We start from the raw sequence: 25156 nt of genomic DNA on the forward strand, positions 1-25156 counted from the left end.
CCCGTGACCCGCTCATCCACGCTCCGAGCCGGCGGTGGCCTTCTCCGATGCACCCGACACCGTGGCGTGGGTGACGGCCACACCGACCACCTGGACACCGAGCGCGACCAGCGACTCGACCGACGACTTCAGGCCGGGTCGGGTGGTCCGGTTGAGCCGCGCGAGCACCACGGTCGCGTCGGAGAGCGCGGCGCACACCGCCGCCGACGTCGAGGCGTCGGTGGCGGGGGTGTCGAGCACGACGAAATCGAAACGGCGACGGGCCTGGGCGAGCACCTCGTCGAAGCCCTCCGAGGAGATGAGCTCGCCGGCGGTCGGCGGTCGCTTGCCCGCGGGCAGCACGGCGAGGTTCTCGCGCAGACGCACCACGTTCGACACGAGGTCGCCCTCGCCCACCACGGCCGACGACAGACCCTTGTCGGAGGTGATGGAGATGGCCCGGGCGATGCCGTTGCCCGCGAGGTCGGCGTCGATGAGCAGGACGTCGTGGCCGGAGTCGGCGAGCACGCCGGCGAGTCCGAGCGCGACGGTCGTGCGACCGACACCTGCGCCGGGGCCGGTGACGGTGATGACGCGCGGCGAGGTCCCGTTGGCCGACGCGGCGGCCCCGATGAAGCGGATGTTGGTGCGCAACGTGCGGAAGGGCTCCATGCCCTCGCCACTGCCGGTGACGGCGGCCTCGACGTAGAGGTCGCTCGTCGGGATCTCGGCGAGGAGGTGGTGTCCGCTGCTGGTGGTGACCGCGGCGCTGTCGCGCACCCGGCGGTCGAGCAGGGCCAGACCGACCGCGACGAGGATGCCCACGACCAGACCGGCCGCCACACCCATGATCAGCAGGATCCACACCGAGAACCCGACGGGGGTCGACGGCAGATCCGCGTCGTCGAGGACGATGGCCGTCGCCGCGGCGCCACCGCCACGACGTGACGTCTCGAGTTCCTGGACCACGACGGCGGTCTGCTGCGCGACGGCGTTGGCATAGGACTGCGCGCGGCGCGGCGAGGCGTCGGTGACGGTCACGGCCATGATGACCGTCTTGTCGATGGCCGCCGCGGTGGTGTGGGCGCGCAGGGTGTCGGCGCTGACCGCCCCACCGAGTGCGGCCGACGCGCGGCGCGCCACCTGATCGCTGGTGGCGATCGCGGCGTAGGAGTTGACGCGCTCCTGTGCGAAGAGGTTGTTCTGGTAGGACTCGCCCACCGACGACCCACCCTCGGCCGTCGCGAACAGTCGCGACGTCGCGGCGTACCCGGAGTCCTGGAAGAAGACGCTGTAGGCGTATCCGCCGGCCGCGCCGATCACGGCGAACACCACGATCACCCACCAGAACTTCACGAATATCCGTACATACTCGCGAATAGCCACGCGATGGACTCCCTTCAGGCCGGATGGAGATCCGGCCAGAAAACTGATGAACGATTCGTCGTCGACAGGAACATGGTCCATCTCCGACGGGGCCACGATCGAACACGACCACCGACCCGAACGATACGACAATGCGCAATGGAGAGCTCGCCTGCCATGCCCGGACAACCCTAACCCGACGTTCACCGACGCGCCGGGGATGCCCGAACGACCATACCGACTTGCACTCCCGGATCGAGATGCAAAGATTGCCCACGTGAAGGTCGTCTATCGCGTCATCGTGGTCGCAGTTGCTCTGCTCGCCGCATTCGGTGCGATTTACCTCGGCGGGTCGGCCCTGAAGGCGACCCTGGCCGGTCTGGCGATGATCGTCGGCGTGTACGTGGGATTACGTCACCCCATCTGGCTGCTGTGGCTCCTGGCGTTTGTCGCCGGGATGTTCCCCGCCGGATACCTGCCGGGTGTACACGTCCCCATGGTCTTCAGTTTCGCGATGGGTTCCCTGCTCGCCACGATCATCCATCCGTGGGAGGTCACGGGGTTCAGCACCCTCGAACGCTGGGTTCTGGCCCTGGTCGGGGTGTCGTTCGTCTCGCTGGTGGCGAGCGGTTTCAACCTCATCGCCATCATGGAGTACGTCAAATGGACCACCGCGACGCTGCTGATCATCGTGCTACTGCGTCTCCCCCGTGACCAACTGCGCAGGTTCGGTCAGGTCTACGTGGTCTCGGCCACCGCGGCCTCCCTGCTCGCCATCGGCATCGTGTTCGGCGACTCGGGCGGTCGCGTGCTCAAGGCACTGTCGATCCTGGGTTACGGCGTGAAGGACAACAACTTCTTCGTCTACACCGAGAGCGGTGCGGTGGCCCGCCTGGCGGGCACCTTCCTCGAGCCGAACTCCGCGGGCATCGCCATCCTCGTGGCCGCGCTGATCTGTGCCGTCGTGTTCGACGGCTGGCGACGGGTCGCCTGTGGCGCGATCCTGCTGCTCGCCCTCGCGCTCACATTGAGCCGCGCGTCGCTGTTCGCCGTGGTCGTCGGCGTGGTCCTCATGCTGGTGTTCGCGAGCCTGAGCGCCCGCCAGCGCATGGCGATCGTCGGCGTCTTCTTCCTCGGGTTCTGCGTCGCGATCGCGGTACCCAAGATCCGCAACCGCATCTTCAGCTCCTTCGGGTCGCAGGACGCCGGCTCGAACGCGCGTCTCGACGCCCTCAAGGACTTCCCCGGCTACATGGGTGGGAAATGGGTGTTCGGGCGCGGATGGGGGCTCATCGAATTCAAGGACCCGTCGAAATCGATCGCGACCAATTTCGTGGCGAATGCGCCCCTTTTGGCGACATATCGCGGCGGCGTGATCGTGGCGACAGTATTTGTGCTGACATTCCTCTATGCGAGTTATCTCGCATATCAGTGTCTGCGGACGACCCATTGGAATCTGGCTTTCTACGGCGGCGGTTTCATCGGATTCTTCTTCCTCACCATGCAATTGGACATCGGCACGGTCACCATTCCCGCCACGGTCGCGGCGCTGTCATTGTTGGTGACTTTCTTGAAATACACGCATGAATTGGCGATGGACCTCGACGACGTCGGACGAGGCAGACCCGGCCCCGTCTCGCCGCCGCTGCCGAGACCCGCTCCGCGGACACCCGTCGTCGACATCGTGCCCCCGCGCGTGCCCGCGCACGCCCGGGCGCAGTGAGGCGTCGGGCACCCGCACACTCACCTCCAGCGCGCGGGCCTCGGCACCCCACCTCCATCGTGGCGCTGCTCGTGTCGATGGTCCTCGTCTGTCTGACCGCGGCCGCATGCGGCAGCGATCCGACCGCCGTCCCCGGGGTGCTCATCGCACCGAGCGACCGTGTCGCGTCCAACCCGATCGCCGTCGACGAGTCCAGGACCACCCAGGGCATCGCGCTGTCGACAGCTCCCTACTTCGACTCCGCCGAGCAGACCCGCAGCAGCTATGACCTGGCTGCTCGCACGGGACTGGACTCGATCCGACTGCCCATCCAGTGGGGGCTGATCCAGCCCGACAACGAGAACTCCTTCGACTGGACGGTCACCGACCGCATCGTGGACGACGCCGTGCGAGCGAAGGTGAAGATCCTCGCAACCCTGTCCTCGACCCCCGCCTGGGCCGCCGCACCCGGGGGCAGCGGACCCTACGTCCGGCCGCGTGACCCCGGTCAGTTCGCGGCGTTCGCCGGCGCGGTGGCCCGTCGCTACCAGGGGAAGATCGCCGACTACGAGATCTGGAACGAGCCCAACGCGGAAATGTTCTACGGGCCGCAGCCGGATCCGGTCACCTATACCGCCCTGCTGACGGCGTCCTACAAGGCGATCAAAGCGGTGGATCGATCTCTCGTCGTCGTGGCCGGCGGCCTCGGGCCGGTGATCGATTCCGCATCGACGATCAACCCTGTCAAATTCTTGGGCGCGATGTACGCCAACGGTGCGGCCGGCAACTTCGATGCGTTGTCGTTCCATCCCTACAAATACGACCTCAGCCTCGCCGACGGGTGGCGCCTGCCGAACTCCCCCGGCCGACAACTGTCGGGACTCCGACAATTGATGATCGCTAATGGCGATGAGAGAAAAAAGATCTGGGCGACCGAATTCGGCATCCCCACCGTCGACGTCTCCGAGGCCGAACAGGCCCGGCGGATCCCCGAGTTCATCCAGAAGTGGATCGAACTGCCCTACGTGGGCCCGGTGTTCTACTACACCGACCGCGACCGGGCGACAGGCGACGGCGACACCGAGAACAACTTCGGCCTCGAACGCTCCGACGGGACCCCCAAACCGGTCGTCGCGACCCTCTCGGCCTACGCGCGCAACGGGATACCCGACGCCGTCGTCGACCGCCGGATCCGTGCGGCCGCCGCCGAACCCGGGTGGGGCCGCATCCTCAGTCCCGTCGTCCCGGTCACCTCGACCGGCATCCTGGGGCGCTACTACGAGAACGTCACCGTCTTCTCGACACCGATGGGGCTGATCTCCTCGCCCGCGGAGATCGCGGCGCGGATGGCGGCCTACGACACCTATCCCGTCGCGTTCTTCGTCGACGGCTACCAGGACACCGCGGCGGCACTACGGATCTACAGCTCACCGTCGACCGGCACCCACGTCATCGGCAACGGGATCGTCTCGGCGTGGGATCCGCGCTACGGGCTCGCGACCACCGACGAGATACCTCTGCCCGGCGGGGGCGTCCGCGTGCAGTTCCAGAACGGATCGATCACCTGGACCCCCACCCGGGGAGGGATGGGGATGCTCCAGCGCTGAGGCCATGGGGATGGTCGACCGCTGAGCGGTCAGGGGCAGATGAGGTCCTGCACGGCCCGCTGGGGGACCCCGTCGGCCCATCGTTGCGCGTTGCGGTCGTGCAGTGTGCGCGACTGCGTCTCGGCGTGGGCCGCATCGCGCAGGTAGCGGCGGGCCTGCTCGACGAACTGCGCCTCGTCATCGAACGGGTCGAGGTCGAACACCGGACCGAGTGACCCGATGGCCGCCGACGTACCGATCACCGGCAGCCCGCGGCTGGCGGCGTCGAGGATCTTGACCCGCACCCCGCCGCCGGTCGCGACCGGCGCGATCAGTGCCCGGCAGGTGGAGAGGAACGACTGCAGGTCGTCGACGAATCCGAGGTCGAAGACCCCGTCGGGGTAGGTCACCTCCGGCGCGTTGGCCGCCTTCGCGCCGACGATGTACAGCTCGGCGCCCTCGATCCCCTCGGCGATCCGGGGCCACAGCCGCAGCGCGATCTCGAAGGCCTCCTGATTCGGCGGCCAGTCACGGGTGCCCATGAACACCAGCCGTGGCCCGGCGTCGGCGAGCGCGAGTCGCGTGGCCGGCGGCATCGTCAGGTCGATCCACCGCGCACCCGTCGCACCCTCGTCGCGGTACATCTGCGCCTCGTCGGCGTCGTAGGTGCCGACGGCGTCGGCCGCGCGGGCCACACGGACCTCGTCGCGCAGGATGAACGGGCTCTGGAGACGTCCGATGATGCCGCGCGTCGCCTTCCACACCTGTGACTCGGTGTTGACGGTGTTGATGACGAACCGCACGCCGGGCTCGCGGGCCCGGAGATAGCTCTCGGCCATGTAGCTGTGTTCGGCCACCCACACATCCGACCGGCCGTGGTGGGCGGCGATGGTGGCCCGCAGCTCGGGGTGGTCGTAGCGCTCGTGCACGATGCTGCGACGGTGCGCCAGGCTGCGCGGCACCAGACGCATCGACGGCGCGGGCTTGATGACGCGGGTCAACCCCGGCACCGACGGCGCGTCGCCGGCGGTCGACAGGCAGATGGTCTCCACGTCGGCGAACGTCTTCGTGATCTCGATCATCAAGCGCGACAACGCTATGTCGCCGCCGTGCTCGACGACCGGATCCTTCGACAGCAGGTAGGTGACGCGCGTCATCGCCTCGTGGGCCCCTTCTCGTCGTCTGACTGTGACACGGCGTCGTCTGTGCCGCCGCCTGCGATCGGGTCCGCCGTCGTGATCGGGTCGGCGACGGGCCTGCGGAGCGCGATGGTGAACACCGTCAACAGGATGATGTCGGCGATCACGGTCGCGATCGCCGCGCCCACCGCTCCGGCCCACACCAGGCCGGCGACCATGGCCAGCTTGATCACGACCACGATGGCGTAGGCGCTGCTGCGCACGATGTCGCGTCGCTGCATCGACAGGATCACGGTGTCGACGAAGATCACGACGCGCAGGCACACGAACAGCGACATGATCATCATCGCGGCGGCGATCTCGGTGGCCACCGGGAGGAACAGCGCCACGAAGCCGGCCACGAACAACACCGAACCGGCCGCGGCGGCCAGGATCACGGTGTGGCGCATCGGCGGACCCGAGCTCACCCGGCCGTCACCGTCGCGCAGTTTCTCGTGGTAGGTGCTGCCCAGGGCCGCACCCACCTGTGCCAGCGCCCATGCACAGACCACGGCGATCGAGTAGTAGCCGACGGTGGTGCTGTCGGTGAGGAATCCGAGCAGCAGGACGTCACCCTGCAGGTAGAGCGCCACGGCCAGGTTCTCCCCGAACAGCACCGCGGCGATCTTCGGCGGGCCGGGGAACTGGGGGCGGTCGCCGCGGATCGTCCAGACCGCCAGCACCGCCACCACGAGATACGGGATGACGAACAGGATGCTGGCGATGGTCAGGGAGGGATCGGGGGCGAGATAGAGGTACGCGCCGCCGAGGACCACGGCCGACACCTGACGGATGGTGTCCCAACGTTGGACCACGTCGGGATGACCATCGCGCAGCCGCCGACTCTTCAACGCGCTGAAGATCATCTCGCCACCGCTGGCGACCAGACCGAACCAGACGATGTACGAGAACGGCGTCAGCAACAACCCGGGGATGATCATCGCCAACGCGATGAGGACGCGCAGCGAACGCTCGCGGACGAACCGGTCCTCGCTCTCGCGGATCGCCCGGACCGCGAAGGGGTTGTCCAGGGGCGCGGAGAGGATCGCGCCCGCGGCGTACGCCATCGCGTACTGGCCGTAGGCGCCGACACCCACCTGCCCGATCAGCGAGGCGGTCCACAGCAGTCCGGTCCCGCGTCCCCCGTAGGTCCACAGGGCCGCGATGAGCGCCTTGGTGATGTGCTGACGACCGGACAGGACCGGCACCCCGGCGTCGGGTGCACCGGTGTCGGGTGCCGAACTCATCGCGACCAGACGTCGACGAACCGGTTGACCACGTTGCGCGGGCTGCGGTCGGTGCGCACCACGGTCAACTCGTCGACGAGGCGGCGCAGCCGCGCGTCGTCGTCGACGAGGGACTGTGCGGCCGCACTCAGTGCCGGGATGGGGTCGGCGTCGTCGGCGGGACCGCCGACGACCACCGCACCACCGTCGTCGGCCATCTCCGCCAGCGCGCCGTGGGCGGTGCTGACCAGCGGGGTCAGGTAGGCGATGGCATGGGCGGCGACCGAGGAGGCCGGGAACACCGGACCGTAGAGGGTGCGCTGGCCGTAGGGCACGAGCAGCGTCCGCACCGAACCGAAGAAGTCGTCGAGATCGGACCCGTCCAGACCACCGAGGATCTCGACGCCCTCGACCGGCGGCAACGCCTCGGTGCCCCGCCCGGCGACGCGGAGGGCGATCGACGGGTCCAGGGCGGCCCGGATACGCGAGATGTGCTCGAATCCCTTGCCGCGGTACACCAGTCCGAACATCCCGACCGCGCGCGGCCGCTCGTGGGCCGGGGCGATCTCGGGACGGTCGAGCACGAGGAGGGGCACGTGGTGCACCGTCGCCCGCGGGAAGGCCGTGCGCAGTGAGTCGGCTCCGGCGTGGGTGAGCGCGAACATCGAGCGGTCACCGATCACGCGACGCTCCACGGCCCGGGTGACCGGGCGCCCCGGATAGTGCAGGGCATGGCTCGCCACACGCGACTTCGACAGCAGGCGCGTCCGCCCGGGCAGCCACACGACACCGGGTGGATCGTGCACCGTCGCGGTGCTCACCACCGACGGCACCCTGCGCTCGACGAACGCGGTGGGCCAGAACGACTCGACCGACCCGCCGGACAGCTCGGCGTGCAGGGCGACCGGGCCCGGGACGTCCACCGCCTCGAGGATCGCGCGGTGTCGGCGGCGCAGCGTGGCGACCGTGTCGGTGCCGGGGCCGGGATGGCGGAACTCGATGACGTCGTCGATCTGGCGCCGGAGTTCCTCGACGAAGACGTCGCTGTAGTGCCCGACACCACCCGCGGTGGATTCCGGGGCGACGTAGACGACTCGGGACGGCCGACGGCGGGTGGACGCCGTCGGCTCCTGTGTGGGGTCGACCATGTTCGTGCGGCCGCGGCCCGTCAGAAGAACAGCGGTCGGTAGTACGGCGTGTACTGCAGGGCGTCGGGGTCTCGCATCGACTTCACCTTGGCGGGCACACCGGCGACCATCTCGAGGTCGTTGACCGGGCGCGTCACACAGGCGCAGGCACCGACGACCGCGCCGCGGCCGATGTGGGCACCGCCGAGCACGGTGGCACGGGTCGCGACCCAGGCGTAGTCGCCCACCTGCAACGGCGCGAACACCGGCGGGAAGTCCTTGTGGTTGGGGTCGTGGCCGCCGGCGATGAACTGCGTGTCGCTGGCGATGACGACGTTGTCGCCGATCGCGATACCACTGCGGGCGTCGAACAGCACCCGGAAACCGATCGAGCAGTTCTCACCGATGTTGAGCAGGTCGATGTCGAACACCTGCAGGCCGCGCAGGAAGGTGGTCCCCTCGCCGATCGTGGCGCCGAACAGCTTCAGGTAGTTGCGACGGATGAAGTGGAACGGGATGTGGGTGACGAACGAGTTGAACAGCAGGCCACCGATCCGGTTGCGGATCTTGTAGCCGACCGACAGTTCCTCGAAGCTCCAGCGGGTCTTCCACCCGGGCGGATCGGGAAGCGTGAGGGTCTTCGCGGGCTCGCCTGCCGCGCTCGACTTCTCGGCATCGGACTGCTTGCTGACGGTCACACCTTCTCCTTGTTCGTCACCGGGTGTCGTCCACCCGACGGGCTCGGCATGGTCACGCCGTACTCGGCGGACTCCAACTCATCGGGCGGCGACCGACTGCGCCATGTGCGATTCGACCATGTTCCGGACGATCTCGCCGAATTGCACGGTCGGCGCCCAGCCGAGGACCGCCCGGGCATGTCCCGCGTCACCCACGAAGTCCGACGGGTCCACCGGGCGGACATGCGCGGAGTCGATCTCGACGAGGTGCTCCCAGTCGTCGATCCCCACCGCGGCGAAACCGGCGGCCACGAAATCGCGCACCGAGTGCGAGGTGCCGGTGGCGATCACGAAATCGTCCCCGCGGGCATCCGAACGCACCGCCATCCGGTACATCGCGTCGGCGTAGTCCGGGGCCCACCCCCAGTCGCGGCGCGCGCTCATGTCACCCAGCGACAAGCGGTCGCGCTCACCCCGGGCGATGGCCGCGACGCCGTGCGCGATCTTCCCGGTCACGAATTCTGTTCCGCGACGCGGGGATTCGTGGTTGAACAGGATCGCATTGTTCACCGCGAGACCACGATCGCGGTAGACCGCGCCCAACAGGTGCGTGTAGGCCTTGGTGGCGCCGTAGGGCGACGAGGGTGCGATGGGCGTCGACTCGTCGAGGCGGCCGGCGTCGGTCGTCCCGAAGATCTCGGCACTCGAGGCGTTGACGAACACGACGCGGTCACCGGTCCGGTCGGCCACGCCCATCGCCGCGTCGAGCAGGGCGGTGGTGGCCACGGCGTTCACCCGGGCGGTCGCCACGGGCGCCTGCCAGGAACGTCCCACCGAGGAGGCACCCGCGAGGTGGAAGATCACGCCGGGCGTCACCTCGGCGACGAGATCCGCGGCCGCGGTGTCGTCGACGAGGTCGCATCCGTGCAGATGAGCGCCGGTCAGATCGGCCGGTGCGGTCTCCGACATGGACGTGCCGGGGCGGTAGGCGCCGTGCACCTCCCACCCGTCGGCGAGGAGACGTTCGGCGAGGTACGAACCGTCCTGCCCGTAGATCCCGGTGACGAGGGCTACGCGCGGGTCGGGGCGAGCGTCATCGAGCATGGACAGCCGGAGGCGCAGACTGTGCTCGGGTGCGCTCGGACTCGAGATCACCGGCCACCATCATCCGGACCAGCTCGGGGAACGAGACGCTCGGCGTCCAACCCAGCTTCTCGCGCGCCTTCGCGGAGTCCCCGATCAGCAGATCGACCTCGGCGGGCCGGAAGAACTGCGGATCGATCGTGACGTAGCGCTCCCAGTCGTCGATGCCGACCTCGGTGAACGCGATGTCGAGGAATTCGCGGATGGAGTGGGTCTCGCCGGTGGAGATGACGTAGTCGTCGGCCTCGTCCTGCTGCAGCATCAGGTACATCGCCTCGACGTAGTCGCCGGCGAAGCCCCAGTCGCGCTTGGCGTCGAGGTTGCCCAGGGAGATCGAGTCCTGCAGGCCCAGCGAGATGCGCGCGACCGCGTTGCTGATCTTGCGGGTCACGAACTCGATGCCGCGACGCGGCGACTCGTGGTTGAACAGCACACCCGAGCTGGCGTGCATGCCGTAGGACTCGCGGTAGTTGATGGTCATGTAGTGGCCGTAGACCTTGGCGACGCCGTAGGGCGACCGCGGCCAGAGCAGGGTGGTCTCCTTCTGCGGGACCTCCTGCACGCGGCCGAACATCTCCGAGCTCGACGCCTGGTAGAAGCGCACCTCGTGGTCGGAGATGTCCTGGTAGAGGCGCACGGCCTCGAGCATGTTCAGCACGCCACCACCGGTGACGTCGGTGGTCAGGCGCGCGTTCTCCCATGAGTACGCGACGAAGGAGATGGCACCGAGGTTGTAGACCTCGTCGGGCCGGGCGAGCGTCATCGACTTCATCAGGCTCGACAGGTCGAGCAGGTCACCGGTGACGATCTTGACGTCGGGGAACTCCTCGCGCAGCGCCCCCACCTTCGGGTTGTTCTGTCCGCGGACGAGGCCCCAGACCTCATAGCCCTTCGTCTGCAGCAGTTCGGCGAGATAGAGGCCGTCCTGTCCGGTGATACCGGTGATCAGGGCGCGTTTCTGGGTCACCAGATGTCCTTCGGGTCCGGCGCGAGACGGTCGACGATCTCGTGCAGTTGTGCGGCGAAGTGGTCGTCGGAGAAGCGCGTCACGTGGTCGGCGATCTTCTCCGAGTCCCAGTGACGCTGTTCGACGCGGGTCACCGCGGCACGGATGGCCTCGGGCTCGGGCTCGTCGAAGTACTCGGCGGTCACGTGCTCGACGGCGGTGTCGAGGAAGCCACCCCAGCGGAGCAGGGCGGCAGGCTTACCGTAGGCCGCACCCTCGATCGGGGTGAGACCGAAGTCCTCGTACGAGGCGGCGACGACGGCCGAGCAGTGGCGGTAGAGCCACGCCATCTGGCGGTCGCTGAGATCGGACACCATCGCGACGTTGTCGGGCTTCAGTGCGCGCAGACGCTCGGCCTCGGGGCCGCGTCCGACGACGACGAGGCGACGATCGGTGCCGCGGAAGGCCTCGATGACCTTGTCGACGTTCTTGTAGGCCAACAGGCGCGAGATGCAGAGGTGGAAGCCGTCGGTAGCCCAGTCGGCGACCTCGTCGACGACCTCGGGCTCGGGCTCCACGGTGATGGTGGCCGGCGCGGGCAACACCGTCGACGGCCGGTCGTAGGCGGCGGTGATCCGACCCTGCACGGCATGGCTGATGGCGAGGTATTCCTCGCACGAGGCCGCGGCCCGGCGATCCCAACGGCGCAGGAAGGGCGTGAGCACCGACAGCGCGAGGCGCTTCTTCCAGCCCGCCGACTCCCCCAGGTACGCCTCGGCCTGGTAGAGCCAGCGTGCCGGTGAGTAGCAGTAGACGAGCTTGGTGCCCGAAGTGCGGAAGCCGTGGGCCCACCCGCTGGAGCTGACCAGCACCAGGTCGGCGTCGATGTGCATCGACGACGCGGCGGCGGGGAGCAGCGGGAGGGCGGCGCGGTGGCTGCGACGCAGGAAGCCGACCTTGTTCAGCGGAGAGACCCGGATGTCCATGTCGGAGAACTCGGGATAGGTGTTCTCCGGGTCGAACAGTGTGGTGTAGATCACGGCGTCGGGGAAGGCCCGCGCCATCGACAGCACGACCTTCTCGGCGCCACCACGCTGCGTGAGGTAGTCGTGGGCGATGGCCACACGGGGACGGGACCGCTCATCGGAACCCGCGCGACGGCCGGCACCAGCGACATCGGCCCGCGTGTTCACGCCCTTCGTGTCCGCTCGGTCGATCACACTCACCGTGAGACTCCCATTCTGTGCGAAAGGCGTGGAACTTTCCGAGATTTCTCGTCGTGGAACTCGAGGCGAGCCTGTCGTCTGCTCACTCGACTGTCGTCAGCTTCGGGCGGATCGTTACGGGCTTGTCGGCGATCGGATCGGAGATGACCGCCCTGTGACTGCGGCTAAGGATAACCGCTGCCGCTCCGCGGAGTGCGATCAACGGCTTGTTGATTACCCCACGTCATTAGCTGCACACATGCACGAGGCACCGTGCCCGACCGCGTCCGGGGACGCTCGCCGAGGTCACGAGCGAGACCGACGTGGCGTGGCGACAGGCCCATACCGACAGTTCGTCGCCGACGGCGCAGCGGATGGGAGCAAGATCACCGGGGAGGAGAGAACGCGCGGTGGGGCGGGCGGGGCTCGAACCCGCGACCAAGGGATTATGAGTCCCCGGCTCTGACCAACTGAGCTACCGCCCCGGGTCGGCGCGACCACCGGCTCCCCCAACTGGACTCGAACCAGTAACCGTCCGATTAACAGTCGGAAGCTCTGCCAATTGAGCTATGGGGGAATGCTGTCGATCGACGACGGGGCGAACCCCGCGGCCGAACCGCTGGAGTGACTTTATCCCATGGGGTCGGCCCGGCACCAAATCGGCTGTGCCGAGACGCCGACCCGGCTGCGACACGATGCCTGAGCGGCTGCGACACGATGCTTCACCGGCTGCGGCGAGACGCCTCATCGGCGGCGCGGGGCCCGCCCGGAGGTGTGGACACCACCCGCATCGGGCAGGATGGACCCCGACATCAGGCCCGGCCGGTGCCCCTGCGCCGCCCCGCGGCGCGGCGTGCGCCACCGCTGTCCGGGACACGAGTGCTCGACACGGAAGGCTCAACCGCATGTTTCGACTGCTCGCCCTGCTCGGCGTCGGTTATGTGCTCGGCGCGAAGGCGGGACGGCGTCGCTACGACCAGATCAACGGCGCCTATCACGCGGTGACCGGGTCCCCGGCCACGCGGAAGGCGATCGAGATCGGCCGCCAGAAGCTGTCGGAGAAGATCAACCCCGAGCCCCCGCTGACCCGCGTCCACCAGATCGATGACTCCACCACCGTCTACGCGCCGCGCGACCCGCGCGACTGATTCACCCGACGGGCGCGTTGGGGTCCACGGCCTGTTCGAGAAGGCTCCGGCGATATGCCTCGAGCGCGACGAGATCGCCGAACACCGTGTTGTAGGCATCGGGATCGTCCCCGGGTGACATCCGCCGCAGCCGCGACTTGATGTCGGCGATCTGCTCTCCGACCCAGATCTCCTGCAGCCGCGCCAGCACACTGCCGATGTAACGCGGGATCGCGTTCTCGTCGGCCGGCATCGGCTCGACGGCGAGTTCGGTCAACAGCGACGCCAGAACCGGGTTGTCGAGTTCGCGCCCGACGGTCTCCACCCACTGCGCACCGCTCAAACCCGATGCGGTCCCCCCGACCGCGGCGATCGCGGCACGGATCAGGGCGTACGCCGGTTCGGGGAAGCACTCGACGGGCAGCGAGTCGAACACCGTGCCCGCGATCGCCGGGTGCTGCAGTCCCGCCTTGAGGGCCTCGCGTTGCGGCCACAGTCGGGGGTCGGTGGGCGACGGACGTGCCGCGCCGCCGGCGCCCGGTCCGGCGAGTTGGGCCCCGGCCCGGGTGCGGGCCTGCGATCGGGCGGCGGCACCGGTGCTGACCGCGGTCGACGTCGACTGTTCGCGGACCCGGCGCAACACCTGACCCACGTCCTCCCAGCCGACCCATCCCGCGAGCTGCCGGGCGTACTCGTCGCGCAGGGCCACGTCCTTGATGCGGGCGACGACGGGGACGGTGTCACGCAGCGCGTGCACACGCCCCTCCGCGGTGTCGAGATCGTGGCCGGCGAGCACGGCGCGAATGGCGAACTGGAACATGGGGATCCGCCGGGCGACGAGGTCGCGGACGGCGCCGTCGCCGCTGCGCTGCCGGAGTTCACAGGGATCCATGCCGTCGGGTGCGATGGCGACGAAGGTCTGCCCGGCGATGCTCTGCTCCCCCTCGAATGCCTTGAGCGCGGCGGCCTGTCCCGCCGCGTCGCCGTCGAAGGTGTAGATGACCTCGCCGCGGAAATAGGAGTCGTCCATGAGCAGCCGTCGCAGCAGGGCGAGATGGTCCTCGCCGAATGCGGTGCCGCACGACGCGACCGCGGTGGTGACGCCCGAGAGGTGCATGGCCATGACGTCGGTGTAGCCCTCGACGATCACCACCTGGTGCCCCTTGGCGATGTTCTTCTTCGCATGATCGAGTCCGAACAGCACCTGCGACTTCTTGTAGAGCATGGTCTCGGGCGTGTTCATGTACTTGCCCATGGTGTCGTCGTCGAACAGCTTGCGGGCGCCGAAGCCGATGATGTCGCCGGCGAGGTTGCGGATGGGCCACAGCAGTCGCCGCCGGAAGCGGTCCCGGGGACCACGCTGACCCTGTTGGGACAACCCGGCGGCCTCGAGCTCGGCGAACTCGAAACCCTGCGCGAGCAACGCCTTGGTCATCGAGTCCCACGACAGCGGCGCGAACCCGCAGCCGAACTGCACCGATGCCGCCTGATCGAAGTCGCGCTCGAGCAGATAGTCGCGCGCGGGCTTGGCGTCCGGGGTGAGGAGCTGCTCGGCATAGAACTTCTGGGCCGCGGCATTCGCGGCGACGAGACGGGCGCGTGTGCCGCGATCGCGGGCGACGCTCGTGCCGCCGCCCTCGTAGTTGATCTGGTAGCCGATCCGGTCGGCGAGCTGCTCGACCGCCTCGACGAAGGTGATGTGCTCCTGTTTCTGCAGGAAGGTGTAGACGTCACCGCCCTCGCCGCACCCGAAGCAGTGGAAGTGGCCGTGGTTCGGACGCACGTGGAACGACGGCGACTTCTCGTCGTGGAAGGGACACAGTCCCTTCAGACTGTCGGCGCCCGCGCGGCGCAACGCGACGTAGTCACCGACGATGTCCTCGATGTTCGTGCGTTCGCGAATCGCCGTGATGTCACGATCAGGGATTCGGCCGGGCACCATCCGAGTGTATCGGTGAGCGGGCCACCCCGGCCCCGCCCGTGTCGGACTGTGGATACGCGGGCACCGGCGCTGCGGCCGCGGACATGCCGCGATCGTGGGCTCCCGGGTGACCTGCGACGACGCCGCACACGGCGAGCGGCACCATCGTCGCCGCGAGGGCGATCAGCGGTACCGACCATCCGTCGGTGAGCGAGTGCAGCACGCCCATGGCGATCGGACCGGTGGCCGCGAGCAGGTAACCGACGGTCTGGGCGAAGGCCGACAGTGTGGTCGCCTCGGCGGCCGACGCGGTGCGCAGGTTCATCAGCACCAACGCGAGCGACAGGGCGCCGCCCTGTCCGAGTCCGATGAGCACCGCCGACGGCCACGCTCCCCAGGTGCCCGTGGTCAGCACCCCGAGGATGCCCGCGGTGGCCAGGACGACGACGGCGACGGCGAGAACCCGCTGCGAACGCATACGCGTCGCGAGGACCGGCACGCCCAGCGCCGTGACGATGCTGCTGACACTGAGAACCGCGAAGATCAGTCCCGCCTTGTCGGCGCTCACGCCGCGGTCGCGGTAGATCGTCGGGACCCACGCCACCGTGGCGTACGCGAGCAGCGACTGGATACCCATGAAACCGGTGATCGCCCAGCGCATCCGGGCGCGCAGGCCCACGGTCGGCGCGGGCGTGGGCACGACGGCTACCTCTGTCATCGCCCGGGCCTCACGACGGAGACCACGCGCACGGCCGACGGTGAGGACGGCCATGGCGGCCGCGGCGAGCACCGCGGGGATCGCCCACGCCCCCAATCCCGTGCGCCAGCTGTCACCGACGGCTCGCGTCAGGGGCGGGGTGATGCCGGAGGCGATGCCCGCGCTGACACAGATCAGTGCCGTGAGCAGTCCGGTCATGGCACCGATACGACGCGGGAACAGCAACCGGATCAGGACCGGACCCAGCACGTTCGCGACGGCGATGCCGAGGCCACCGAGGAGTGTGCCGACCAGCAGGATCGGCCACCCCGGCACCGCGCGCAGAGCCGTGCCGACCGCGAGCACGGCCATCGCGACCGTCGCCACCGACAGCACCGAGAACCGGCGCGCCAGCCGCGGTGCGACACTCGCGCCGAGGCCGAGGCACACCACCGGGCCGGTCGTGAGGAGCGCGACCTCGACCGCATCGAGGTGGTAGCCGTCGCGGATCTCGTCGATGAGCGACGACGCGCTGCCGAACATCAGGCGCAGGCTCACCCCGAACGTGATGATCGCGGCCACCGCGAACGCGCCCGCGCGCCAGACGGCGTCGGGGGCCGTCGGGCTCCCCGCCCCGTCAGCCAAGGTGCGCCTGCGCCCCGGAGTTCTGGCGATCGGTCCGTTCGAGCCGGCCCTCGGTCATCGACGCGATCTGGTCGACGACGACGCGCATCCGCGCGGCGTCGTCGGTGGCGGCGGTGAAGGCGGGGACGAGGATCGGGTCGAGGCCCCCGGGCGCCGCCCGCAGCAGCCATGCGGCGACGCGATGGATGCGATCGCGTTGGCGCTGCTGGTGGGCGCGGTGGCGGACGTCGGAGAAGATGAACCGCAGCGCCACGGTCTTGAGGACGGCCACCTCGGAGGCGACCAGTGCGGGCACCGACAGGTCGGTGTCGTAGCGGTGCAGCGGCCCGTCGCCGGACTCCGCGCGTGTACCGGCGATCGCGGCGGAGGCGAAGCGTCCCACCAGTTCACTGGTGAGCTGTTTGAGGATCACCGAACCGGTCAGCGTCCCGTCGTAACCGTGTGCCGCACGGACGATCTCGAGATCGGCCAGACGCGCGGCCGCCTCGATCAGCGCGTTGGCGTCGAGCCCGTCGAACTCGCGCACACCGATCTCGGCGAGGTCGCGCTGCTCGGTCGGGTCGGCGAGGCTGCGCAGATCGATGCGGCCGCCCATGATGCCGTCCTCGACGTCGTGGACCGAGTACGCCACGTCGTCCGACCAGTCCATCACCTGCGCCTCGAGGCACTGCCGGGTTCCCGCGACACCGTCGCGCACCCAGTCGAGCATCGGCGAATCATCGCCGTAGGCACCGAATTTCGCGCCGGGTTCGGGTCGCGTCCACGGGTACTTGAGGGTCGCGTCGAGCGAGGCGCGCGTCAGGTTGAGGCCCACGGAGTCACCGCGGGCGTCGAGCAGCTTGGGTTCGAGGCGGGTGAGGATGCGCAGGTTCTGCGCGTTGCCCTCGAACCCGCCGTGGTCCTCGGCGACCTCGTCGAGCGCACGTTCCCCGTTGTGCCCGTAAGGCGGATGCCCGATGTCGTGGGCGAGACCGGCCAGTTCGACGAGGTCGGGATCGCAGCCAAGACCGATGGCGATCCCGCGACCGATCTGGCCCACCTCCAGTGAGTGCGTGAGACGGGTGCGCGGGGTGTCACCCTCGCGAGGTCCGACGACCTGGGTCTTGTCGGCCAGGCGCCGCAGGGCCGCGCTGTGCAGGACACGGGCGCGATCGCGGGCGAACTCGCTGCGGTGGTCGGTGTGGGTGCCGGGCAGGATCGACGACTTCGGCGCCTCGACGACGATGCGCGCCGTCGCGTGGTCGTCGTAGTCGGCGATCGGTGCGAGCACGGCTCAGTCGACGACCCAGCCGCGTGCGACGGCGAAATCGGCGACGCGCCCGCGGATGGCGATGATCTGGGTCGCGGTGAGGTCACCCGAGGCGTCGAGCAGGATCTCGGTGAGTTCCTCGACGAACGTGGTGGCGTCGAGCACCGCGGCATCGGTCGGGCGCGGCGCACGGCGCGGGGCGCGCTCGCTGCGATCGTTCCGGTCGGTGCGCTCGCTGCGATGGTCGCGGGTGTCGCGCTCGCCGTGATCGCCGTGGTCGTCACGTCGACCGCCGCGGGGTGCGGTGTCGGCGGCCGCGCCGGTGACCGCGACGTTGACCGCCTTCGATCCCCGCTCGGTCGCCTCGACGTCGAAACTCACCTGGGCGCCGGGCTTGAGGGCGGCCTCGTCGATGTCGATGTCGTTGATGTGCAGGAACACATCTGCGCCACCGGCATCCGGCGCAAGGAACCCGAATCCACGGTTGGCGTCGTAGTGCACGACCTTGCCTGTCACCGAACCACTCACGACACACCCACTTCTCTCGTCTCGCCATCTCTCCCGCCGACCCCGTGCCGGCATGGCGACTCCTGACCCCGACTATGGCAGAGATCAGCGGCATCATCCATTCCCGGGACCGCCGCCTCGACCGACGCGGTCAGCAGCCGAGCAGTTCCCCGGCCAGATACGACGTCACCTGACCGATCGCGATCCGCTGCTGGCTCATGGTGTCGCGTTCACGGATGGTCACGGCGTCGTCGTCGAGCGAGTCGAAATCGACGGTCACACAGAACGGTGTCCCGATCTCGTCCTGGCGGCGGTACCGCTTGCCGATGCCCTGCGCGTCGTCGAACTCCACGTTCCAGTGCTGCCGCAGCTCGGCGGCGAGTGCCTTGGCCTTCGGTGAGAGCTGCTCGTTGCGCGAGAGCGGCAACACCGCGACCTTGATCGGCGCCAGACGTCGGTCGAGTTTGAGGACCGTACGGGTGTCGGTGCCGCCCTTGGCATTCGGCACCTCCTCGTCGACGAGCGCGTCACACAGGAACGCCATGAACGACCGCGTGAGTCCGGCTGCGGGCTCGATCACGTACGGCGTGTACCGCTCGCCCGACGCCTGGTCGAAGAACGACAGGTCCTCCCCCGAGTGCTTCGAGTGGGTGCTGAGGTCGAAGTCGGTGCGGTTGGCGACACCCTCGAGCTCACCCCACGGGCTGCCCGCGAAGCCGAACCGGTACTCGACGTCGACCGTGCGCTTGGCGTAGTGCGACAGCTTCTCGGCGGGGTGCTCGAACAGGCGCAGGTTGTCGGGGTCGATCCCGAGATCGACGTACCACTGGCGACGGGTGTCGATCCAGTACTGGTGCCACTGCTCGTCGTCACCGGGCTTGACGAAGAACTCCATCTCCATCTGCTCGAACTCGCGGGTGCGGAAGATGAAGTTGCCCGGGGTGATCTCGTTGCGGAAGCTCTTGCCGATCTGGCCGATGCCGAACGGCGGCTTCTTGCGAGCGGTGGTCATCACGTTCTTGAAGTTGACGAAGATGCCCTGCGCGGTCTCCGGACGCAGGTAATGCAGCCCCTCCTCGGACTCGACCGGTCCGAGGTAGGTCTTGAGCATCATGTTGAAGTCGCGCGGCTCGGTCCATCGTCCGCGGGTGCCGCAGTCGGGACACACGACCTCCGTCATGGGGACCGAATCGGGATCGTCGAGACCCTTCTTCTCCGCGTAGGCCTCCTGCAGATGGTCCTGGCGGTGTCGCTTGTGGCAGTTGAGGCACTCGACGAGCGGGTCGTTGAAGACGCTCACGTGGCCCGAGGCCTCCCACACCGCGCGCGGCAGGATGACCGACGAGTCGAGGCCGACGACGTCATCGCGCGAGGTGACCATCGACCGCCACCACTGCTTCTTGATGTTGTCCTTGAGCTCCACGCCGAGTGGGCCGTAGTCCCATGCCGATCTGGTGCCGCCGTAGATCTCACCGCACTGGTACACCAGCCCTCGCCGCTTGCACAGGTTGACGACGGCATCGACTGTTCCGGCCACGATGAACGCACACTCCAGCTTCGGTCTAGGGGAAGAAGTACCGACTCAGACTAGCCCCGGCGGTGCGGCCGCCTTGACATGGCCGACGGCGCATATGAAAATGATTGCAATTAAGCCCGCGGTGTCCCACGACGCCTGCGACCACGAGAGAGGTAGGCCATGGTGGAGAACTCCGGCGAGGTCGCGACCGGCGGGGTGCGGGCCGATCGCGCCGCGCTCGAGGCGGCCGGTGAGCTGTTGCGCGCGTTGGCCGCGCCGGTACGGATCGCCATCGTGTTGCAACTGCTCGAGCGCGAGCAATGCGTCCACGAACTCGTCGGCCATCTCGGTGTCACCCAGCCGCTCATCAGCCAGCACCTGCGGGTCCTGAAGGCCGCCGGCGTGGTCCACGGCGAACGCAACGGACGCGAGATCCTCTACCGCCTCGTCGACGACCACCTGTCGCACATCGTCACCGACGCGGTCGCACACGCCACCGAACACGGCGAATGAGCGCCCACGACACCGAGGCCGAGGCCGCACCGCCGGTGACCGGCGTCCGGTCCACCCGACAGCGCCATGCGATCGCGTCGTTACTCACCACCGTCGACGAGTTCCGGTCGGCGCAGGAGCTCCACGACAGCCTCAAGGCCGACGGTGAGTCCATCGGTCTGACCACCGTGTACCGCAACCTGCAGGCGTTGGCCGACGCGGGTGAGATCGACGTGCTGCGTACCGATTCCGGCGAGTCCCGCTACCGGCGCTGCTCGGCCGGCCACCATCACCACCTGGTGTGTCGGGTGTGTGGGACCACGATCGAGGTGCAGGCCGACCCGGTCGAGGAATGGGCCGCCACGATCGCGGCGAGTCACGGCTACACCGACGTCAGCCACACCGTCGAGATCTTCGGGCGCTGCCCGGACTGTCGCAGTACCCCCTGACCGCCCGATCGACGGTCAGGCGGTGAGGGCGGCCGAGAGTTCGGTTCCGGTGGAGAGCACGAGATGCACCATGGTCAGCAGCGCCGCGTCGGAGAGGGTGCCCGCGGGAAAGGTGTAGTGCGCCAACACATCGGTGGTCACATCGGTCGAGGCGCGTTTGATGGCGCCGAAACTCATCTGCGCCGAGAGTCGCTCGATGTCGTCGCGCAGGGCGTCGGTGTTCGGCAGATCCCATGCCAGCACCTGGGTCACCGACAGGACGTCGAGTCCCTCCGACAGCGTCATCGACTGCACCGCGGCGCGCGTGCCCTCGAACGCGACGGTCATCGACGTCTCCCCCGTCACGTGGTCGACCGCGCCGATCGCCGCGATGAGGACCGCGGCACGGTCCATCAGCGCGACGGCGGGTACGGGTGTCGACGCGGTGTCACTCACGCCGGGTCCCCGGCCTCGCGTACGCCGCCGAATCTGCGGTCGCGCGAGGCGTATTCGATGCAGGCGGCCCAGAGATCGCGGCGGTCGAAATCGGGGAACAGCTTGTCCTGGTACACCATCTCGGCGTACGCCGACTGCCACAGCAGGAAGTTCGAGATGCGTTGCTCCCCCGATGGCCGCAGGAACAGGTCGACGTCGGGCATGTCCGGCTCGTCGAGGTGACGGGCCACGGTCTTCTCGTCGATGCGCTCGGGGTCGAGTTGCCCTGCGGCCACCCGGCGCGCTATCTCGCGTGCGGCGTCGGCGATCTCGGCACGTCCTCCGTAGTTGACGCACATCGTCAGGTTCATGACGGTGTTGTCCTTCGTCATCTCCTCGGCGACCTCGAGTTCGCGGATCACGCTGGCCCACAGCCGAGGTCGACGACCGGCCCATCGGACCCGGACGCCCATCTCGTGCATCTCGTCGCGACGACGCCGGATCACGTCGCGGTTGAAGCCCATGAGGAAGCGCACCTCCTCGGGGCTGCGGGACCAGTTCTCGGTGGAGAAGGCGTACGCCGAGAGCCACGTGACGCCGAGTTCGATGCACCCGCACACCGAGTCCATCAGCACGGCCTCGCCGCGCTTGTGGCCCTCGGTCCTCGGCAGTCCGCGGTCGGTGGCCCACCGACCGTTGCCGTCCATCACCAGCGCGACATGGCGCGGGATGAGCTCGGTCTGCAGCAGCGGCGGTCGCGCTCCGGACGGATGCGGGTCGGGTGGACGGATCACCCGGTCGGCGACCGGTTCAGCGGACCGCTTCGCGGGGCGACGCAGAGCCATCACGGTTGTCCTCTCCCAGTCGGTGCGGCGCCTCGCGCTCGATCAACGGCAGCGTGCGCAGCTGACGCTCGAGATGCCACTGCAGGTGCGCCGCGGTCAGGCCACTGGCCTGTCGGCGCAGCGAGTCGTTGACGTCGACGGTGTGCTCCCAGCGTCCACGGTAGAGGTCGTCCATGAGGTCCATCACGCCCGGTGACGGCGTCGCCGACCCCGCGGGCCGGCAGTGCAGGCACACCGCCCCGCCCGCGGCGACATGGAACGCACGGTGCGGGCCCGGCGCACCACACCTCGCGCAGGTGTCGAGCGCGGGCATCCACCCCGCGAAATCCATGGCCCGCAACAGGAAGGCGTCGAGGACGAGGTCGCGCGGGCGGACGGCGTCGGCGATCGCACGCAACCCACCGACGGTGAGTTTGTGCAACCGGTCTGCGGGTGCGCGCTCCTCCCCGGCGAGGCGCTCGGCGGTCTCGAGCACCGCGCACGCGCTGGTGTAGCGCCCGTAGTCGGCGACGATGGACGACGCGAACGCGTCGATGCTCTCCACCTGCGTCACCACGTCGAGGTTGCGCCCGGGGTAGAGCAGCACGTCGACGTGGGCGAACGGTTCGAGCCGGGCCCCGAACTTCGACCGGGTGCGTCGGACACCCTTGGCGACCGCGCGGACGAGACCGTGCTGATGCGTCAGGAGCGTGACGATGCGATCGGCCTCGCCCAGCTTGTGCTGGCGCACGACCACCGCCTGATCCCGATACAGCCTCACCCGGTCATTCTCGCACCGTCGGCGACTCCCCCGCCGCCACCGACACTCCTCCGGCGGCAACGGAGGAGACGTCGTCGGCGCGCGGAGCGCGCTGCCACCCCTTCGCGTCGTAGACCCGCACGACCACCGATCCCAGGATGAGGCCGATCGCGAGCCCGACGAGGGTGGCGACCAGGGAGTGCCCGAGCCCGGCGGCGAAGTCGCCGTTGAAGTAGAGGATCGACCGGACCCCGAGATAGATCTGGCGCATCGGTTCGATCTCGGCGAGCCACGCGAAGATCCGCGGACTGGCCTCCAGCGGCACCGCGCCACCCGAGGAGGGCAAGCCGAGGATCACGAAGAAGACGAGGTTGACGATCATGCCGGGTGTGCCGAACAGCGCCATGACCGACGACGCGGTGACCCCGACCGCGGTGACGGCGAGCGTCGAGTACATCCACAGCGTGAACGGCGCGGGGTTGTCCATCCCGACCGCGGCACACACCGCGATGTAGAGCGCCGACTGCACCATCGCGATGAGAAACATGATCCACCACTTCACGACGAGCGTGCCGCGGCGCGAGATGGGCAGTCGCCTGCGCAGTCGGTACAGCGGCCCGATCTCGATGGGGATCGCCCCGAGCATCCCGTCGACGAGCGAATGCACGATGAGCGCGCCGGTGAACCCGGCGAGCACCAGCAGGATGGTGAAGTAGAACGCCGACAACCCGTTCGCCGCGCCGCCCGGGAGCGGTTGTGCATCCGACACCGAGAACACCACCGGCGCGGAGAACGCGTACGACGCCAACCCCACGAACGGGACGTCGTTCTGCGCCAACCGGTCTCGGACCGTCTTGGTGAGCTGAGCGCCGAACTGTTGGTTCACCGACGTCTTGATGCGGTCGACCGCGGTGGTGAGGATCGACGAGGCGAACGTCCCCGACCGCCGGTTGGTGAGCACCTCGATGGTGGGCGGCGACGGCGTGTCGCGGCCCACGACCGACCCCGCGAGATCGATGGCCGACTGGGAGAAGTCGGCGGGGATGACGATCACGCCGTAGGTCTGCGCCGAGGCCAACCGGTCGAGCGCGGTCCCGCGGTCGGTGGTGCGCAACGACAGGCCGGTGCCCTTCGTGCCGTCGACGATGCCCTCGGCGACCTGGCTGCCGAACTGTGCACGCGGCGCGTCGGGGCCCTGGGAGGCGCCGGTGTCCTCCACGACGAGGTCGACGGAGAACTCGTGAAGATTTTTCTCCGGGTTGACGATGGCGCCCATGTACATCGCGGCGAGCAGACACATGATGCCCACGACGGCGGCGATCGGTGCGACCCAGAACCGCGGGGTGGCCAGCAGCGCGCGCACCGCGTGCGTCGACCCGCCGTCGGGCGCCGCCGTCTCGGGCGCGGTAGCGGCGACGTCGGGCTCGGTGCGATCGGACCCGGTGGGGTCGGGCTGGGTGGGTTCGGGCTTCTCGTGCGCGCCGGACACCGGTCTAGAAGCCCATCTTGCGGAGCTGTCGGGGGTCGCGCTGCCAGTCCTTGGCGACCTTCACGTGGATGTCGAGGTAGACGCGGGTACCGAGCAGCCGTTCGATCTGTCCCCGGGCGGTGGTGCCGACGTCTTTCAGACGAGAACCCTTGTGACCGATGACGATCCCCTTCTGGCTGTCCCGCTCGACGAACAGCGTCGCGTGGACGTCGACCATCGGGGGGCGGTCGTCGCGGGTCGGCTCGCGCTCGATGACCTCCTCGATGACGACGGCGAGCGAGTGTGGCAGCTCGTCGCGCACACCCTCCAACGCCGCCTCGCGAATGAACTCGGCCATCAGGACCAGCTCGGGTTCGTCGGTCAGTTCCCCGTCGGGATAGAACGCCGGACCGGGTTCCATCATGGAGACGATCACGTCGGTGAGGATGTCGAGTTGCTGCCCCGACTTCGCCGACACCGGCACGACCTCGCCCTCGGGCCCGAGCAGCTTCGACAGCGCCAGCAGTTGCATGCCGACCCGGTCGGGGGTGACGCGATCGATCTTGGTCACGACACCCAGCAGCGGCGTCTTCGGTGCGACCTGGCGGATCTGCTCGACGATCCAGCGGTCACCCGGACCGATGGTCTCGTCGGCCGGGATGCACAGGCCGATGACGTCGACCTCGGAGTAGGTGTCGCGCACCAGGTCGTTGAGACGCTGCCCCAGCAGCGTGCGGGGTCGGTGCAGTCCGGGGGTGTCAACCAGGATCAGCTGCGCGTCGGGACGATTGACGATCCCGCGGATGGTGTGGCGGGTCGTCTGTGGGCGATTGGACGTGATGGCGATCTTCTCGCCGACGAGGGCATTGGTGAGCGTCGATTTCCCGGTGTTGGGGCGTCCGACGAAACACAGGAAACCCGAACGGAAATCGGCGTCGTCACGCGTCCCCATC

The 25156-nt window shown here is 68.7% G+C and carries 23 protein-coding genes and 2 tRNA genes; 5 read left to right on the forward strand and 20 right to left on the reverse strand.

What is annotated here, in order from left to right; all coding sequences use genetic code 11:
* Positions 1-12 precede the first annotated feature (12 nt).
* A complete protein-coding gene (locus TU34_RS12545) occupies positions 13-1365 on the reverse strand; it encodes a tyrosine-protein kinase domain-containing protein (RefSeq protein WP_160298528.1) in 1353 nt (450 codons plus the stop codon).
* Positions 1366-1621: 256 nt separating this feature from the next.
* Between TU34_RS12545 and TU34_RS12550 the strand changes: the two genes are divergently transcribed.
* Both TU34_RS12550 and TU34_RS12555 read left to right on the forward strand, forming a co-directional pair.
* The gene (locus TU34_RS12550) at positions 1622-3067 is read left to right on the forward strand and encodes a hypothetical protein (RefSeq protein WP_052688896.1); all 1446 of its coding nucleotides are present in this window, start codon (positions 1622-1624) and stop codon (positions 3065-3067) included.
* A 59-nt stretch (positions 3068-3126) separates the two neighbouring features.
* Positions 3127-4653 (forward strand): cellulase family glycosylhydrolase, encoded by a 1527-nt coding sequence (locus TU34_RS12555; RefSeq protein WP_052688897.1) that lies wholly within the window; start codon positions 3127-3129, stop codon positions 4651-4653.
* Positions 4654-4682: 29 nt separating this feature from the next.
* On the opposite strand, the gene TU34_RS12560 is transcribed toward TU34_RS12555, so the two are convergent.
* The 9 genes from TU34_RS12560 to TU34_RS12600 all read right to left on the reverse strand — a co-directional run bounded on the left by TU34_RS12560 (position 4683) and on the right by TU34_RS12600 (position 12711).
* The gene (locus TU34_RS12560) at positions 4683-5789 is read right to left on the reverse strand and encodes a glycosyltransferase (RefSeq protein ID WP_045823158.1); all 1107 of its coding nucleotides are present in this window, start codon (positions 5787-5789) and stop codon (positions 4683-4685) included.
* Positions 5786-7057 (reverse strand): lipopolysaccharide biosynthesis protein, encoded by a 1272-nt coding sequence (locus tag TU34_RS12565; RefSeq protein WP_065973589.1) that lies wholly within the window; start codon positions 7055-7057, stop codon positions 5786-5788. The genes TU34_RS12560 and TU34_RS12565 overlap by 4 nt, the downstream gene beginning before the upstream one ends.
* Positions 7054-8184 (reverse strand): glycosyltransferase family protein, encoded by a 1131-nt coding sequence (locus TU34_RS12570; protein WP_045823159.1) that lies wholly within the window; start codon positions 8182-8184, stop codon positions 7054-7056. Before TU34_RS12570 ends, TU34_RS12565 begins: the two co-directional genes overlap by 4 nt.
* Positions 8185-8204: 20 nt before the next feature.
* The gene (locus tag TU34_RS12575; protein WP_045823160.1) at positions 8205-8861 is read right to left on the reverse strand and encodes an acyltransferase; all 657 of its coding nucleotides are present in this window, start codon (positions 8859-8861) and stop codon (positions 8205-8207) included.
* 78 nt (positions 8862-8939) lie between these two features.
* Entirely contained in the window at positions 8940-9995 is a 1056-nt protein-coding gene (locus TU34_RS12580; protein ID WP_238981272.1) for a GDP-mannose 4,6-dehydratase, read from the reverse strand.
* The gene (locus TU34_RS12585) at positions 9934-10950 is read right to left on the reverse strand and encodes a GDP-mannose 4,6-dehydratase (RefSeq protein ID WP_045823161.1); all 1017 of its coding nucleotides are present in this window, start codon (positions 10948-10950) and stop codon (positions 9934-9936) included. The genes TU34_RS12580 and TU34_RS12585 overlap by 62 nt, the downstream gene beginning before the upstream one ends.
* Positions 10947-12155, reverse strand: coding sequence for a glycosyltransferase (locus tag TU34_RS12590; RefSeq protein WP_238981273.1), 1209 nt, complete (start codon positions 12153-12155; stop codon positions 10947-10949). The genes TU34_RS12585 and TU34_RS12590 overlap by 4 nt, the downstream gene beginning before the upstream one ends.
* A 390-nt stretch (positions 12156-12545) precedes the next feature.
* A tRNA-Ile gene (locus TU34_RS12595) sits at positions 12546-12619 on the reverse strand.
* 19 nt (positions 12620-12638) lie between these two features.
* Positions 12639-12711 (reverse strand) — tRNA-Asn (locus TU34_RS12600).
* A 328-nt stretch (positions 12712-13039) separates the two neighbouring features.
* On the opposite strand from TU34_RS12600, the gene TU34_RS12605 reads away from it, so the two are divergent.
* On the forward strand, positions 13040-13282 hold the full coding sequence (locus TU34_RS12605; protein WP_045823162.1) for a hypothetical protein: 243 nt from the start codon (positions 13040-13042) through the stop codon (positions 13280-13282).
* Between the two features lies 1 nt (position 13283).
* Here the strand turns inward: TU34_RS12605 and dnaG are convergent, their stop codons facing one another.
* From dnaG to TU34_RS12630, 5 genes are all read right to left on the reverse strand, one after another.
* On the reverse strand, positions 13284-15200 hold the full coding sequence (gene dnaG, locus TU34_RS12610) for a DNA primase (RefSeq protein WP_045823337.1): 1917 nt from the start codon (positions 15198-15200) through the stop codon (positions 13284-13286).
* Positions 15181-16524: an MFS transporter gene (locus TU34_RS12615; protein ID WP_052688898.1), complete on the reverse strand. Its 1344-nt coding sequence runs from the start codon at positions 16522-16524 to the stop codon at positions 15181-15183. The genes dnaG and TU34_RS12615 overlap by 20 nt, the downstream gene beginning before the upstream one ends.
* Positions 16517-17794 (reverse strand): deoxyguanosinetriphosphate triphosphohydrolase, encoded by a 1278-nt coding sequence (locus tag TU34_RS12620; protein ID WP_045823163.1) that lies wholly within the window; start codon positions 17792-17794, stop codon positions 16517-16519. The genes TU34_RS12615 and TU34_RS12620 overlap by 8 nt, the downstream gene beginning before the upstream one ends.
* Positions 17795-17797: 3 nt before the next feature.
* Entirely contained in the window at positions 17798-18289 is a 492-nt protein-coding gene (locus TU34_RS24090) for a cold-shock protein (RefSeq protein ID WP_238981274.1), read from the reverse strand.
* 142 nt (positions 18290-18431) lie between these two features.
* Entirely contained in the window at positions 18432-19817 is a 1386-nt protein-coding gene (locus TU34_RS12630; protein WP_082080218.1) for a glycine--tRNA ligase, read from the reverse strand.
* A 159-nt stretch (positions 19818-19976) separates the two neighbouring features.
* On the opposite strand from TU34_RS12630, the gene TU34_RS12635 reads away from it, so the two are divergent.
* Positions 19977-20309 (forward strand): ArsR/SmtB family transcription factor, encoded by a 333-nt coding sequence (locus TU34_RS12635; protein WP_045823166.1) that lies wholly within the window; start codon positions 19977-19979, stop codon positions 20307-20309.
* Positions 20306-20737, forward strand: a complete 432-nt coding sequence (locus TU34_RS12640; protein WP_045823167.1) for a Fur family transcriptional regulator — start codon at positions 20306-20308, stop codon at positions 20735-20737. Before TU34_RS12635 ends, TU34_RS12640 begins: the two co-directional genes overlap by 4 nt.
* A 15-nt stretch (positions 20738-20752) precedes the next feature.
* Here TU34_RS12640 and TU34_RS12645 read toward each other — a convergent pair whose 3' ends face one another.
* Genes TU34_RS12645 through era form a run of 5 tightly spaced genes read right to left on the reverse strand, consistent with a single transcriptional unit; the run spans position 20753 to position 25155 of the window.
* On the reverse strand, positions 20753-21172 hold the full coding sequence (locus TU34_RS12645) for a hypothetical protein (protein WP_238981275.1): 420 nt from the start codon (positions 21170-21172) through the stop codon (positions 20753-20755).
* Entirely contained in the window at positions 21169-21996 is an 828-nt protein-coding gene (locus tag TU34_RS12650; RefSeq protein ID WP_045823168.1) for an isoprenyl transferase, read from the reverse strand. The genes TU34_RS12645 and TU34_RS12650 overlap by 4 nt, the downstream gene beginning before the upstream one ends.
* Positions 21962-22756 (reverse strand): DNA repair protein RecO, encoded by a 795-nt coding sequence (recO, locus tag TU34_RS12655; RefSeq protein ID WP_045823169.1) that lies wholly within the window; start codon positions 22754-22756, stop codon positions 21962-21964. Before recO ends, TU34_RS12650 begins: the two co-directional genes overlap by 35 nt.
* A gap of 4 nt (positions 22757-22760) precedes the next feature.
* The gene (locus TU34_RS12660) at positions 22761-24224 is read right to left on the reverse strand and encodes a YhgE/Pip domain-containing protein (RefSeq protein ID WP_065973591.1); all 1464 of its coding nucleotides are present in this window, start codon (positions 24222-24224) and stop codon (positions 22761-22763) included.
* Positions 24225-24228: 4 nt separating this feature from the next.
* Positions 24229-25155: a GTPase Era gene (gene era, locus TU34_RS12665; protein WP_045823341.1), complete on the reverse strand. Its 927-nt coding sequence runs from the start codon at positions 25153-25155 to the stop codon at positions 24229-24231.
* Position 25156: the final 1 nt, after the last annotated feature.

Source organism: Williamsia herbipolensis (assembly GCF_000964005.1).
In the GTDB taxonomy this organism is placed as follows: domain Bacteria; phylum Actinomycetota; class Actinomycetes; order Mycobacteriales; family Mycobacteriaceae; genus Williamsia_A; species Williamsia_A herbipolensis.

Excerpts from the sequence above, each read along its gene's own strand:
- TU34_RS12560 (WP_045823158.1), bottom strand. The coding sequence starts at position 5,789 with ATGACGCGCGTCACCTACCTGCTGTCGAAGGATCCGGTCGTCGAGCAC.
- TU34_RS12565 (WP_065973589.1), bottom strand. The coding sequence starts at position 7,057 with ATGAGTTCGGCACCCGACACCGGTGCACCCGACGCCGGGGTGCCGGTC.
- TU34_RS12570 (WP_045823159.1), bottom strand. The coding sequence starts at position 8,184 with ATGGTCGACCCCACACAGGAGCCGACGGCGTCCACCCGCCGTCGGCCG.
- TU34_RS12605 (WP_045823162.1), top strand. The coding sequence starts at position 13,040 with ATGTTTCGACTGCTCGCCCTGCTCGGCGTCGGTTATGTGCTCGGCGCG.
- TU34_RS12635 (WP_045823166.1), top strand. The coding sequence starts at position 19,977 with ATGGTGGAGAACTCCGGCGAGGTCGCGACCGGCGGGGTGCGGGCCGAT.
- TU34_RS12640 (WP_045823167.1), top strand. The coding sequence starts at position 20,306 with ATGAGCGCCCACGACACCGAGGCCGAGGCCGCACCGCCGGTGACCGGC.
- TU34_RS12650 (WP_045823168.1), bottom strand. The coding sequence starts at position 21,996 with ATGGCTCTGCGTCGCCCCGCGAAGCGGTCCGCTGAACCGGTCGCCGAC.
- era (WP_045823341.1), bottom strand. The coding sequence starts at position 25,155 with ATGGGGACGCGTGACGACGCCGATTTCCGTTCGGGTTTCCTGTGTTTC.